Source organism: Spiroplasma endosymbiont of Halictus nicosiae, from assembly GCF_978018445.1.
Map to the genome: position 1 here is coordinate 2,310,561 of NZ_OZ389573.1, position 12,143 is coordinate 2,322,703.

Annotated in this window: 22 protein-coding genes and 3 pseudogenes; 5 read left to right on the plus strand and 20 right to left on the minus strand. The window is 25.1% G+C overall.

Annotation, left to right across the window (positions count from 1 at the left end; all coding sequences use genetic code 4):
- The first annotated feature begins 108 nt into the window (after window positions 1-108).
- The gene (locus ACZ91P_RS15570) at window positions 109-549 is read left to right on the plus strand and encodes a single-stranded DNA-binding protein (RefSeq protein ID WP_465157228.1); all 441 of its coding nucleotides are present in this window, start codon (window positions 109-111) and stop codon (window positions 547-549) included.
- Window positions 550-567: 18 nt separating this feature from the next.
- Window positions 568-801 (plus strand): 30S ribosomal protein S18, encoded by a 234-nt coding sequence (gene rpsR / locus ACZ91P_RS15575; RefSeq protein ID WP_465157229.1) that lies wholly within the window; start codon window positions 568-570, stop codon window positions 799-801.
- Here rpsR (ACZ91P_RS15575) and ACZ91P_RS15580 read toward each other — a convergent pair.
- From ACZ91P_RS15580 to ACZ91P_RS15590, 3 genes are all read right to left on the minus strand, one after another.
- A complete protein-coding gene (locus ACZ91P_RS15580) occupies window positions 782-1,207 on the minus strand; it encodes a hypothetical protein (RefSeq protein WP_465157230.1) in 426 nt (141 codons plus the stop codon). The genes rpsR (ACZ91P_RS15575) and ACZ91P_RS15580 overlap by 20 nt on opposite strands.
- Window positions 1,208-1,321: 114 nt before the next feature.
- Window positions 1,322-1,453 carry a hypothetical protein gene (locus ACZ91P_RS15585; protein ID WP_465157231.1) on the minus strand — a complete coding sequence of 44 codons (132 nt, stop codon included), beginning with the start codon at window positions 1,451-1,453 and terminating at the stop codon, window positions 1,322-1,324.
- 15 nt (window positions 1,454-1,468) lie between these two features.
- A complete protein-coding gene (locus ACZ91P_RS15590; RefSeq protein WP_465157232.1) occupies window positions 1,469-1,711 on the minus strand; it encodes a hypothetical protein in 243 nt (80 codons plus the stop codon).
- A gap of 204 nt (window positions 1,712-1,915) precedes the next feature.
- Here ACZ91P_RS15590 and ACZ91P_RS15595 point away from each other — a divergent pair, with 204 nt between their 5' ends.
- Window positions 1,916-2,296, plus strand: a complete 381-nt coding sequence (locus ACZ91P_RS15595; RefSeq protein WP_465157233.1) for a hypothetical protein — start codon at window positions 1,916-1,918, stop codon at window positions 2,294-2,296.
- Between the two features lie 1,180 nt (window positions 2,297-3,476).
- Here ACZ91P_RS15595 and rpsR (ACZ91P_RS15600) read toward each other — a convergent pair.
- The 9 genes and pseudogenes from rpsR (ACZ91P_RS15600) to ACZ91P_RS15640 form a co-directional block, all read right to left on the minus strand.
- Entirely contained in the window at window positions 3,477-3,701 is a 225-nt protein-coding gene (rpsR, locus tag ACZ91P_RS15600) for a 30S ribosomal protein S18 (protein ID WP_114564870.1), read from the minus strand.
- Between the two features lie 18 nt (window positions 3,702-3,719).
- Window positions 3,720-4,160 (minus strand): single-stranded DNA-binding protein, encoded by a 441-nt coding sequence (locus ACZ91P_RS15605; RefSeq protein WP_465157228.1) that lies wholly within the window; start codon window positions 4,158-4,160, stop codon window positions 3,720-3,722.
- A 15-nt stretch (window positions 4,161-4,175) separates the two neighbouring features.
- A complete protein-coding gene (gene rpsF / locus ACZ91P_RS15610) occupies window positions 4,176-4,634 on the minus strand; it encodes a 30S ribosomal protein S6 (protein WP_465157234.1) in 459 nt (152 codons plus the stop codon).
- A 113-nt stretch (window positions 4,635-4,747) separates the two neighbouring features.
- Window positions 4,748-5,197: pseudogene (locus ACZ91P_RS15615) on the minus strand (2-C-methyl-D-erythritol 4-phosphate cytidylyltransferase).
- A complete protein-coding gene (locus ACZ91P_RS15620; protein ID WP_465157225.1) occupies window positions 5,185-5,424 on the minus strand; it encodes a 2-C-methyl-D-erythritol 4-phosphate cytidylyltransferase in 240 nt (79 codons plus the stop codon). The pseudogene ACZ91P_RS15615 and the gene ACZ91P_RS15620 overlap by 13 nt, the downstream one beginning before the upstream one ends.
- Window positions 5,425-6,264 (minus strand): annotated as a pseudogene (locus ACZ91P_RS15625) (class-II aminoacyl-tRNA synthetase family protein); the annotation flags it as partial.
- Between the two features lie 15 nt (window positions 6,265-6,279).
- Entirely contained in the window at window positions 6,280-6,429 is a 150-nt protein-coding gene (locus ACZ91P_RS15630; RefSeq protein WP_465157235.1) for a hypothetical protein, read from the minus strand.
- A gap of 8 nt (window positions 6,430-6,437) precedes the next feature.
- Window positions 6,438-6,857 (minus strand): annotated as a pseudogene (locus ACZ91P_RS15635) (amino acid--tRNA ligase-related protein); the annotation flags it as partial.
- 201 nt (window positions 6,858-7,058) lie between these two features.
- A complete protein-coding gene (locus ACZ91P_RS15640; RefSeq protein WP_465157236.1) occupies window positions 7,059-7,211 on the minus strand; it encodes a hypothetical protein in 153 nt (50 codons plus the stop codon).
- A 90-nt stretch (window positions 7,212-7,301) separates the two neighbouring features.
- On the opposite strand from ACZ91P_RS15640, the gene ACZ91P_RS15645 reads away from it, so the two are divergent.
- Window positions 7,302-8,015 carry a hypothetical protein gene (locus ACZ91P_RS15645; RefSeq protein WP_465157237.1) on the plus strand — a complete coding sequence of 238 codons (714 nt, stop codon included), beginning with the start codon at window positions 7,302-7,304 and terminating at the stop codon, window positions 8,013-8,015.
- A gap of 219 nt (window positions 8,016-8,234) precedes the next feature.
- The gene (locus tag ACZ91P_RS15650) at window positions 8,235-8,726 is read left to right on the plus strand and encodes a hypothetical protein (RefSeq protein ID WP_465157238.1); all 492 of its coding nucleotides are present in this window, start codon (window positions 8,235-8,237) and stop codon (window positions 8,724-8,726) included.
- Here the strand turns inward: ACZ91P_RS15650 and ACZ91P_RS15655 are convergent.
- From ACZ91P_RS15655 to ACZ91P_RS15690, 8 genes are read right to left on the minus strand one after another with little or no spacing between them, the layout of a single operon-like run.
- A complete protein-coding gene (locus ACZ91P_RS15655; RefSeq protein ID WP_465157239.1) occupies window positions 8,622-9,029 on the minus strand; it encodes a hypothetical protein in 408 nt (135 codons plus the stop codon). The genes ACZ91P_RS15650 and ACZ91P_RS15655 overlap by 105 nt on opposite strands.
- A gap of 6 nt (window positions 9,030-9,035) precedes the next feature.
- Window positions 9,036-9,278, minus strand: a complete 243-nt coding sequence (locus tag ACZ91P_RS15660; protein ID WP_465157240.1) for a hypothetical protein — start codon at window positions 9,276-9,278, stop codon at window positions 9,036-9,038.
- 45 nt (window positions 9,279-9,323) lie between these two features.
- Entirely contained in the window at window positions 9,324-10,577 is a 1,254-nt protein-coding gene (locus tag ACZ91P_RS15665; protein ID WP_465157241.1) for a hypothetical protein, read from the minus strand.
- A gap of 13 nt (window positions 10,578-10,590) precedes the next feature.
- Window positions 10,591-10,860 (minus strand): hypothetical protein, encoded by a 270-nt coding sequence (locus ACZ91P_RS15670; protein WP_465157242.1) that lies wholly within the window; start codon window positions 10,858-10,860, stop codon window positions 10,591-10,593.
- 15 nt (window positions 10,861-10,875) lie between these two features.
- Window positions 10,876-11,001 carry a hypothetical protein gene (locus tag ACZ91P_RS15675; RefSeq protein ID WP_465157243.1) on the minus strand — a complete coding sequence of 42 codons (126 nt, stop codon included), beginning with the start codon at window positions 10,999-11,001 and terminating at the stop codon, window positions 10,876-10,878.
- Window positions 11,002-11,050: 49 nt separating this feature from the next.
- Window positions 11,051-11,458, minus strand: coding sequence for a hypothetical protein (locus ACZ91P_RS15680; RefSeq protein WP_465157244.1), 408 nt, complete (start codon window positions 11,456-11,458; stop codon window positions 11,051-11,053).
- Window positions 11,404-11,811, minus strand: coding sequence for a hypothetical protein (locus ACZ91P_RS15685; protein WP_465157245.1), 408 nt, complete (start codon window positions 11,809-11,811; stop codon window positions 11,404-11,406). Before ACZ91P_RS15685 ends, ACZ91P_RS15680 begins: the two co-directional genes overlap by 55 nt.
- A gap of 12 nt (window positions 11,812-11,823) precedes the next feature.
- Complete coding sequence (locus tag ACZ91P_RS15690) at window positions 11,824-12,135, minus strand: hypothetical protein (protein WP_465157246.1); 312 nt, start codon at window positions 12,133-12,135, stop codon at window positions 11,824-11,826.
- Between the last annotated feature and the right edge of the window lie 8 nt (window positions 12,136-12,143).

A 12,143-nucleotide genomic window follows, 5' to 3' on the forward strand; every position in this document is an offset into this window, starting at 1 on the left:
AAAAACTGATTATAAACGTCATGAACAACGTTCAGAAGGTGAAGAAGCAAAATCAGAAAATGCACCAACTGAAACAAAAGAATAAAAAATTAGGAGTGTGCAAGAGTTATGTTAAATCGAGTTTCATTAGTAGGAAGACTAACCCGTGATTTAGAATTAAAAAATTCTGTTAATGGTAAACCATTTGTTGCTTTTACATTAGCAGTAAATAATAACTTTAATAATCAAGCTTCGTTTATTCCTTGCTTTGCTTGGAATAAAACGGCAGAAAATATGGCCCGTTATTTAAAAAAAGGATCATTAATTGCATTAGATGGACGTTTACAAACGAGAAGTGATAATGTTAATGGTCAAGTTACAACAATTGTTCAAGTAATTGCTGATATGGTTTCTTTTTTAGATTCAAAAGGTGCTAGTGCTGCTACTAACATTGGTGGTCCATCAATGTCAATTGCTAATGATTTTTCTAACGCAACTTTTGAACAACCAGAACCACAAGATGGTAATAATATTACTTTTGATGACGATGATGCAATTTTATGAGATTAAAAAGAAAGGAAAAAGAAAATGAATCCAAAATTTAAACGTTTTAAAAAACAATGTTATTTTACAAAAAATAAAATAACATACATTGATTATAAAGATATTGAATTATTAAAAAAATTTATTTCTGGTAATGGGCAAATTTTGCCAAAACGAGTAACAGGAACAACTGCTAAAAATCAAAGAATGTTAGCAACAGCAATTAAAAGAGCTCGTCAAATGGCTTTATTACCATTTGTTATGTATATATTAAAATAGTTAAATTACCTGTTAAAGTTAACTTATTTGTAATATTAAACATACCACTATCAAGTCAACTACTATTTAAAGGTTGTCAATTAGTATTTAAATAATTTTCATTTTTAAATTGTTCTTTATTTTTAATATTATTATCTTTTTCTAATTGACTTAATATTTGTTGTATTTCTTTTTTATGACCTTTTTTAATTAAATCTAAATAAGTAAATGGATTTAATCACTGATAAATATCTTCAACTTTATTTGTAATTTTATTATATTTATCACTAATATAATTAATTGGCTTTAATATTTTATTTTTAACTTGATTAACTCTATTAATTAAATTTACAAATTTACTTATTAAAGGTTTATTTTCTAAATTAGATACTAATAAAGTTAAAACGCGTAATATTAGTAAATTCATTTTATATTAACCTTGATTATTTGGTTTTGATTCTGGTTTTGATGCTGAAATTAGATAATCAACTGGAACTCTAAAAGTTTTATTTAGATTACTTTTAGCGGCAGTAATTTCATCTTAGCTTGGTTGTTTTTCCAAAATAATTTTACATGTTTTTGGATATAAAATAGTTGGTGTTGCATATTGAACTTTACCAATTCATTTAGGGTAAGCAGTATCATTATCTAAAACTTGTTGAATAGTATCCATATTAATTGGATATGCTTATACTTGTTTATTAATAATTAAACCATTTACATTAGTAAAATTATAACCTTTATCACGATTAACTTGTCCTTTTATATATGTTTTTTCTAAATGAAAGCTTTTTGATACTGGAATACCCATTGCTGTATTTTCATATAATTCACGATTAACCATCGATTTTAATTGAGCTTGTGAACCAATTACTTTTAAATAAGCAGGTGTTAATCCTAAATATGATCTTCGACCTAAAACCATAAACATTTTATTAAAGTTGAAGATATTTATCAGTGATTAAATCCATTTACTTATTTAGATTTAATTAAAAAAGGTCATAAAAAAGAAATACAACAAATATTAAGTCAATTAGAAAAAGATAATAATATTAAAAATAAAGAACAATTTAAAAATGAAAATTATTTAAATACTAATTGACAACCTTTAAATAGTAGTTGACTTGATAGTGGTATGTTTAATATTACAAATAAGTTAACTTTAACAGGTAATTTAACTATTTTAATATATACAAAAACAGCAAAACATCCGAAATTTTATGGTCCATATGTTTATCCTAGTGTTCCAGTTGAAATTTGAAAATTATTAAGTAATGCTGTATCTAATGCAGGATCTTTATTTTGACGTTATTGATTAAGAAAATGATTACCTAGTCATTTAAGAAATTATATTAAAAAACAATTACAGCAAGCATTAAAAGAAAAATACCCAAAAGGAACTACTAAATATAGCAAGTTTTATATATACAAAAAAAAAAAAAAAAAAATACTAAACTTAATATATTTTATTGCTAATATACCCCTTAAAACAAGTAATAAAGGTATTTACATTTAATTATATTTTTATATAATTAATATTGTAAATAAGTTATGTTTTCAGTTGCAAAAGAAGCCATGGTTTTACTGTTTTTAAACCAAAAGGAAATTTACTTATTTAAACCTTTAAATTAACTATTAAATGAAAACTGGATATAATAGTTATCAAGCAGTACAAAAATAGAGTAAGTCCCTATTTTAAAAGTAATAGGCTCAGTGGTTTACAGCCTACTCTATATATGGATATCCAAATAAATTGTCGATCAGAGTCTAGTCGGTAAATACTTCTTAGAAACAAAGTTGCTGGTGTGTTCTTAGAGAGCAGGTAAGCTGTCCGTCAAAGATGAGCCCCATATGGACTTGTCCGCTATTGGAAAGAGCGTAGTCGCTTCCTCATCTAAAAAAAGAGATTTAATTATCTCTTTTTTTATTTTATAGTATTTCACAGACTATTGACTGGCAAGGTTTCTTTTCTTTATTTAAACTTGCAAGTAGAACCTAGAATAACTCGCTACATTACTTACTATTTAATTATAGCATTATGAAAGAATTAAATTAAGGTATTTTATTAATTTAAAAAATGGTATTTTAAATCAAAATAAAGAGTGAAATATTGGCGTATCTGCTGAAAGTGATGTTTCTAGAGTTGTAAAATCTTGTTTGGGATATGGGAATAAAACATTTTCATTTTCAACATTTAAAAATATTTTGGATTTAAAAATTATGAGATTTAATTTTAGTTAATTTAAAATAATTTAATTTTAGTTTTTAAACTATTTTTTAGTATGTTAAAATATGAAATTATTTTTTTTTTTTTTGTATTATTATGTTTTTATAAAAGAAAAAAGTTTCTTGTTTTTAAATAAATTAAATAATACCCGTTTATATGCAACAGTCCCATTAATATAAAATTTATTATTTGTAACAGATGCCATAGGAATATTACCAATTTTTGTTAATGGGTTTCAAAAAGCTCAGCAACAAATAAAACCATACAAAAAAGGCACAAAGCAAATTAGCATATACTTAATTATTTGTAGTCAATTTTTTGCTTTTTTTCTTTTGCCTCTGTTCTGAAAACATTAATAAATCTTGGATTTTGTTTCATAATGTCATCCCTTAACTTTTTTACTGCCTATGATATATATCATATTAATTCTACACGAAAAAGAAAAAATACTCACAAAAGTAAGTATTTTTTAATCAATAACAAATGGTAATAAAGCCATTTGACGAGCTCTTTTAATTGCTGTTGCTAACATTCTTTGATTTTTAGCAGTTGTTCCTGTTACTCGTTTTGGCAAAATTTGCCCATTACCAGAAATAAATTTTTTTAATAATTCAATATCTTTATAATCAATGTATGTTATTTTATTTTTTGTAAAATAACATTGTTTTTTAAAACGTTTAAATTTTGGATTCATTTTCTTTTTCCTTTCTTTTTAATCTCATAAAATTGCATCATCGTCATCAAAAGTAATATTATTACCATCTTGTGGTTCTGGTTGTTCAAAAGTTGCGTTAGAAAAATCATTAGCAATTGACATTGATGGACCACCAATGTTAGTAGCAGCACTAGCACCTTTTGAATCTAAAAAAGAAACCATATCAGCAATTACTTGAACAATTGTTGTAACTTGACCATTAACATTATCACTTCTCGTTTGTAAACGTCCATCTAATGCAATTAATGATCCTTTTTTTAAATAACGGGCCATATTTTCTGCCGTTTTATTCCAAGCAAAGCAAGGAATAAACGAAGCTTGGTTATTAAAGTTATTATTTACTGCTAATGTAAAAGCAACAAATGGTTTACCATTAACAGAATTTTTTAATTCTAAATCACGGGTTAGTCTTCCTACTAATGAAACTCGATTTAACATAACTCTTGCACACTCCTAATTTTTTATTCTTTTGTTTCAGTTGGGTGCATTTTCTGATTTTGCTTCTTCACCTTCTGAACGTTGTTCATGACGTTTATAATCAGTTTTTTTATTCCCTGGTCTACGATCAGGGTCTGGTTTATCATTCTTAACTTCTGTTTTTGCATAAACAGTTGATTGAATATATTCTTTTTCTTTTTCTGTATTAATTACTAAAATTCGTAATACATCTTGTTCAATATGACTAATTCGAACAAATTCATCAATGTTTTCTGATGTTGTATTAACAATTAATACTCCATAATATCCTTTTGTTTTCTTATTAATTGGATATACTAAATCTTTAATTCCTCATTTTCCGTGTTCTTCTGTTTTTCCCCCATTAGCTTCTAAAATTTGATGTAATTTACTTTCTAATTCATCCAAATTAGTTGCTTCGGGATTTAATATATACATAATTTCATATTTACGCATTTTATTTTCCTCCTTTTGGTCTAGGTCCTATTCGGACAAGGAGCTAATAATTATAATTTAAGCATTATTAACTCGCTAATTATTATACCTTATATTTCCTTTAATTGTAATCGTTATTTTAATAATTTTAAATCATCAACATAAGTTAATTTAATGTTTTGTTTTTCACCATAAATTGTATGAATTTTTGTTTCTGGTGAAAATAACTCTACTAAATAACTATCATCATAAATTATTGTTCTATTTTTAGTTTGAAAATATCTGTCATAAACTTGATATAATAATCTTGCTTTAAAAACTTGTGGCGTCTGAATTGTAAAATATTCTTCTCGAGGTAATGTTTTTTCAATAAAATTATTTTTAACCTTTTAAAGGATTTCAGTAATTGGTAAAATTGGAATTAGCACTTCATAATTTTTTTGTTGAAAAACTTGATTTAATTTATTAATAAAAGTTAAACTAGTAAAACAACGCACACCATCATGAATCATTATAATTTCATTACTAATTTTATGATTAATTAAACATTGATAAATCGTATCAACTCGTTCTATGCCACCCATAATAAATTGGATATTTTTTGCTTGGTAATTTTTTTCAATAAAAAAGTTAAAATTTCTTCATTAACACCAACAATAATTTCTGTACAAAGTGAATCACTTAAAAATAACATTAATGTTTGTTCAATAATAGTTTGTTTATTATCAAGTTGATATAGCAACTTATTGTCCTTTTGATTAAAACGTGATGACTTCCCAGCTGCCACAATAATTACCGTATAATTTTTCATTTATAAAATTTCAATTCCATTTTTCTTAACATATTCTAAAAAATGATCACTTCAAACCGAAGCAATAACTTCACAAATATGTTGTTTTTCTAATAAAAATAAATCTAATTGTGACTTAAAAAGTCCGAACGAAAGTGTCACTGATAAGTCATTTGTTGCTACTTTTGCATCATATTCTGTTCTTAATTTACTTGTTTCTTTTGTTACTGTTAATTGACTTTTTAAAACATCACAATTAACAGTAGCAGCACAATAACCAATACAAATAGCTTTTTCTAACACAAAATCATAAACAAAAATTTTCGCATAGAGTTCCCAATTAAAAACATCTTGCGATTCACTAATTTCGATCGTATTATTAGTAATACTATTTTTTAAACCATAGAGGATTGTAGCACCATTTTCTCTTGTATAACGATTCAAGCGTTCTTGATAACTTAATAATCGCATTGCTTTTTGTAATTCAATTTGACTTGTTCAATTTAATTTTTTCTTAAATTTCTTATTTAATTGCGGAAATTTTAATAATAAAATGTCTTCTACATTACTAACAATATTAGTTGCTTTATCAATTGTTTGCTTAATTTTTAATAATGTAATGTCTTTTTCTTCTAATAATAAATCAAATCCAATTTCGCTAAAACTTACTGTTTGGCTATTTGATTGCTTAATATTACGACGCAAAACCATTGCCGTTGTTAAAATTACTTCGTTTTCTAACAATTCATATTGTTTAATTGCATTTCGTCGCCATTTATTGTGTGACTGTAATATTTCACCAACCAAATTAGTTGGTAAAATATCAAAATTAATTGGCCGTTCTGTCATTCGAAAATCATCATTAAACCCTTTTTCTTATGTAGTAATTAAAGGTGCATAAACTTTTAATAAATTAAATTGAATAATAAAAGGACGAACTAATTCACGTTTAATTAAACTAATTGCTTCTACTGTTTCACGTAATGTTAAAATTGAACTATAACCAATTTCAATACCAAATGCCATACAATCACCTATTTTCCTCTTGGTCGCATGTGGGGAAATAATAATACATCTTTAATTCAATCTTGTCCTGTTAATAACATAACTAGGCGATCAATTCCAATTTCTAAACCACCTGTTGGTGGCATTCCATATTCCAATGCTTCAATAAAATCAATATCTAATTCTTGTACTTCATCATTACCATTATCACGTTCTGCTAATTGACTAACAAAACGCTCATATTGTTCAACTGGATTGTTTAATTCTGAATAAGCATTTGCATATTCACGCCCTTTAATAAATAATTCAAATCGATCAGTAAATCTTGGATCTTCTGCATTTGTTTTTGCCAATGGAGAAACTTCAACGGGATGACCAAAAATAAATGTTGGTTGAATTAATTTATCTTCCACAAATTCTTCAAAAAACAAATTAATAATATGTCCAACAGAAGTATGAAATTTTGTAACAGATAAAAGACATATATTTATTTTTTAAATTTATTTCAATTCTTTCGTATTTTTTTAAACCTAATTCTTCATCTAAAGGATAACAATTTATATTTTCTTTTTTTCTTCATCATATTTAACATATAATCTTATTTTAATAAGAATATCTCCATATTCTGTTTTAATTGTTTTTGGCAATTTTTATATCACCTTATATCCTTGTAATATTTGTCCTTGTTGATATAATTTAAATATCTCATTATCTCTTTCAATCAAGAAATTTTTAGTTTCATTGTTTGTTTCTATTATTTTATCTTTTTTATAATCTTCTAATAAATTTTGTTTTAATTCCATTTTATAATTTCCTTTCATATAAACAAATTATTTTAAAATATGATACTCAATACTTCACATAATCTTATCAAAAAAAGAGGCTATTTAAAAATGCAGGATTTTACCAAAATTAATAACAAAAAACGGATTACTAGTTATAAATATTTAAATAAAAAATATGATTTGAATTTTAGTGATTATAATTTTGGTTTTGATTGAGAAGTATTTAAAGACTTTGTTGGTGATAGTTATGCCCGATATTCTATTTCACCAACTTTTTTAAAGTTTGTTTCAGCGGGGCGTGGTACTAATAAGACATGAAATCACATAGCAGAAAAATTATTTTTTGCTTGTAATTTTACTGATGCTTCATCTAACATTTTGCGAAGATATGCCAATACCCATGAAGATACTACATTTGGCGATACAATTAATGTAAGTAATTATTTATACGATAAATATGGGATTGATATAGGACCCCACAATGAAAATGGCATTGTTTGACCTAAAAATGTTAAAGAAGGTGGCGAAATTGTTTTTCCTAGTGGTGTGAGAATTGCTTTTGCGGATTATGCTAATGGTAATAAAATTATGGGGAAAGTTGGTAAAGGTAGTGGTATTATATCAGCGTGAACAGATGAAATGATAGATGCTGAAGAAAAAGAAATTTTAACTGATAAAGAATTAGAAAAACGTTATAATAATTTGCGAATTTCCATGTTTAGATCAAAAAGCTTAAAAGTATATTATGAAAAATATACTGATGAAAATGATAATGAACAATATAATTTAGATAATCCTATTCCAGTAAAAGAATTATTTTAAACATTTCAAGAATGAGACAACATAACAAAACAATACATAACAGTAATAACATATTTTCATAAAACATATTCTAATCAATTTACTTTTAATCCTTTTGATAAATACCATGTTTTTTATGAAAAATTTGTAACCCCATATTTACCCTTAAATGAAAGAATTAAAAATATTTTAAAAAAACACAATCAAGTATATTCAGAAAACAAACAAGCATTTAATGGTTTGGGTATTTTTAATTTATGATTAACAATGGGTGCTGTTTGAAATAAAATACCTGATATTACTAAAAAACTTGTTTTAACAAACAAACAAAAGCGACCTGATTTATTTCAACTTGAATACTACGGATTTGAATATAACGATAATGACCCCAGTATTTATGTTTTACGAAATTATCGTAAATATATTAAAGAGTATAATTTACAATATTTTTATAATTCCAATACAAAACAGTATCAATTTGATAGTTATTCAATTGGTGTGGATTATACTAATGGTAGTGAAGACCACACGGTGTTTTTATTTAGTGGTTATAAAATTAATGAAAATAATGAATATGATAAATATTTAATTGAAGAAAATGTTGTTACACCAAAAAACGCAATGAATTTAAATGAAATAGTTGAACATTACGGGCAATGAATAATTAATACATTTGATTTTGTAGTATTTTGCTCCTTGAAATTTACGGTCATAATTATAACGATATGTTAAATAATTCAATAAAACTTTATCTAAACCATTTTTATTTATTAAATCTGAAATATCTTTACCTTGAATATAGTTTTTTGCAATACTTCAGGGTAAAAAACTTTCGGTAAATCAATATTGAAATACTCTTAAATTAGGGTTTGTTTCAATTGACATTGATAATAATGGTACTAAACTAACATTTTCAATATTTGATGATGGATAAGAATAAACACCATTGATATTGCCTCAACACTTAATATTTCCAAATAACATTGATTTAGGGTATTTAATTTCAATGCCAGTAAATACTGTATCTTCTGGCAATGATTTTTATAAAACTAAATGAATACTATTCTGATTTTTTCACTTAAAATCAGTTATTTTAACTAAGTGGGTAGATTTAATAATATCAATGCCATCAGGTGAATAAGGACGCTTATATTCTTCAATAATATAACATTCATTTTTATTGTTTTCGGTAATAAATAATTGTTCTAAATCAGGGTCGCTGTACTGCGATTGACTAGCAAAATCTAACAAAATACTATCAATTGAATAGTCTAATTGGTTCATCTTTTTCTGCTAATTGTGCTAACATTTTTTCAGATGGTTTTAACATTATTCTTGTTCTCCTTTTTCATTATGCATATTGATAATAGTTTCGTTGTTTTTTAATTGTCTGTTTAAAGCAGCATTTACTGGTAAGTGAACATCAACAATTAACTCGTCAATATTTTTAATATTGAATGTTCTACTGTTCCAAATAGCATTATCATATTTAATTAACTTAATAATAAATTCAGTTGATTTAATTTCTCTAATATATATCATTTGTTCGTATAATGCATTTGTTTGAATATTTACACCAGCAACTTCTGCCTGAGTTTGTTGTGCTCCCTTAGCAATGGCGGGAACATGATGTCGATTTATTTTATAGTAATTTGTTAATAATCAATCATATATTTTAGTTAATTGCTCACCTTTAAAATTACCAGTAATATAGTTTACTGGTTGAAAATTACTATCAGGGTCTCCTTCAACTAATAACAAGTCATTTTCAATAAATGATGCCATCATTTTACTAATTTCTTGGTCAACCACACCAGTAACTCGATTAGTATTAATAGTAAATTTACCACTATTTAATAATGGATTTAACATTATCTTTTCAGCAATAATATCTAAAATACTAGCAAATTGTTTACCATAACGAGCAGAAGGCTCAAAATTAGGGTTATTAGGAATAATTTGAATTGGAATAAAATTAAGTGGTAATATTTCTTCTCTTTGTAAAGTTATATAGTTATTTCATTTAGCATCATCAATATATAAGTCGGTAATAGTACTATATAATCGTGTTTTTAACTTTCTAATAACTTTAACTTGTTTAGTTACAGCATCAATCTCTAATTTTTCAGTAATAAAAATACTCTGGTCATTTTTAATATAAGGGTCATAATCAAAAGTGCAAGATACTAAATTACCTAATTCATCATACTGGTCATTGTAAAAATCAATAGTAATAAAATTAAGTTTTAAATTATTAGCAAAAATAAAATATGCACCTTTACCATTCTTATTAATTTTATATTCGTTATATCAATTCTTATTGGTAAAGTCCTGCATTTTTAAAAAGCTATTAATTAATTTAGTATCTATTTTTTGATTAGTAAGTGGATTATAAATGCTAATTTCTAAATCTCGCGGATTTAAAAAATTAGCATTATCTTCACAAATTCTTTTTTCTAAAATCTCATTATGTTTTTGAACAGTAACATTTTTACGATTAGTAATCGTTCTTGCTAAATAAAGATAATAACTATAAATATCATATTTTTTTTTTAATTTCTTTTTTGCTGGTAATAATCCCATTTATAACACCTCTTTATTTTGTATCTTCTTTTTTAATAATATCTTCAATACTATCTTGTTTTTGTTGTTTGTTATGTGTTTTGATAAATCTAATTGTTTTAATAATCAAAACTATAATTCCAGCTCCGATAAGCATTGCTGAAACAATAACATATGCTGGTCAAGAAATACCTAATGTTTTTTTTACTATAAAACAAATAATAATTCCTGCGATAAAAAACAATGACGAAACTCCAAATATTTTCAAAAACATAATTACATCTTTAACTTCTACTTTTGGCATAATAACATTTCCTTTCTAATTTACCTTTTTTCTTTCAATAAACACAAATCCCAAAGGTTTAAATGTTGCTGGACCATTAACTCCAATATTAATCAATCCATCAGGATTAATAGATAATGCTAAACATGCACTATTAAACACCTATTTGATTATATATAACACCTATTGTTTGTCTAAAACTATGCCTTGTTTACAACATCCCTTGACTTTTTAAATCTCCTTTGATATTTTTTCCTAATGCTCAAATTCTATAAATATAATTTTCTTTATCAAAATTAGGAATATTATATCCAGTTTGACCAACTATAAAATCACTAGTATCACCAATTTCTCAATCTGGAACTTTTGGTATAACAATTGATTTTTTTAATTCATCTAAAATTTCTTCTTTTATTTTTGCAAGTTTTTTATCTTTAATTTTTTCTATAACAAGTTTATCTAATAAAGCATCAACTTCTAATTGTGTATAATATGCTTCTAAATCAATCATTGTTAAATCAATACCTTCTTCTTGAAAAGTACGAAACATTTTCTTTAAAGTTGTTAAATTAGCCAATGATTTTGCATAGGTAGGCAATAGACTTTGTCATGTTGCCATAGGGTCATTTTGTGAAGAATAATTAATATCACCACACTCATATTTGCTGAAGTAAAAAACTCAATTGGAATACGGTTAAATGTTCAATGTTCAATCGTAATAAACACAATATTAATACAAATTTTCTTTAATAATGGGTCTTTAAATGTTTCAAATTTTAGTTTTGAAAATGGATAGTTTAAGTAAGAATTAATTATATTTTGGGCTCTTAAAGCAAATGTTTTAAATCATAATTCTACATCACCTTTAAAGAACTTATTATAACGAACTGGAACTTTTGTAATTTTACCTGTCATTGGAATAAAATTATTATAATTTTCCAAAGTAACATTTTGTCATAATTCATTTAACATTTAATCATCTCCTTATCATTTACTTTTTTTAGAATATATTTTCTTTAATATAAATTTTTTACTATTTAGTAATGTTTTTGTTTTAATTTTTTTGTTTAAATCTTGTTTTGTTCTGAGTTGTTTATATGCTTGAAATACTAGTCCATTACCTAACAAACTAGTAACCGCACTATCTTCTAGCGTATTTAACAATTTATCTTTATTAAAGTTATTTTTAAATTGTTCTTGCATTTTTAATATCTTAGCAATTGTCCGATATATTTTAAAACTATCTTTTACTACTTGCTGATAAGCAAGTGGGGCAAAAGAAACTAAATTAAACAAACTTGTTT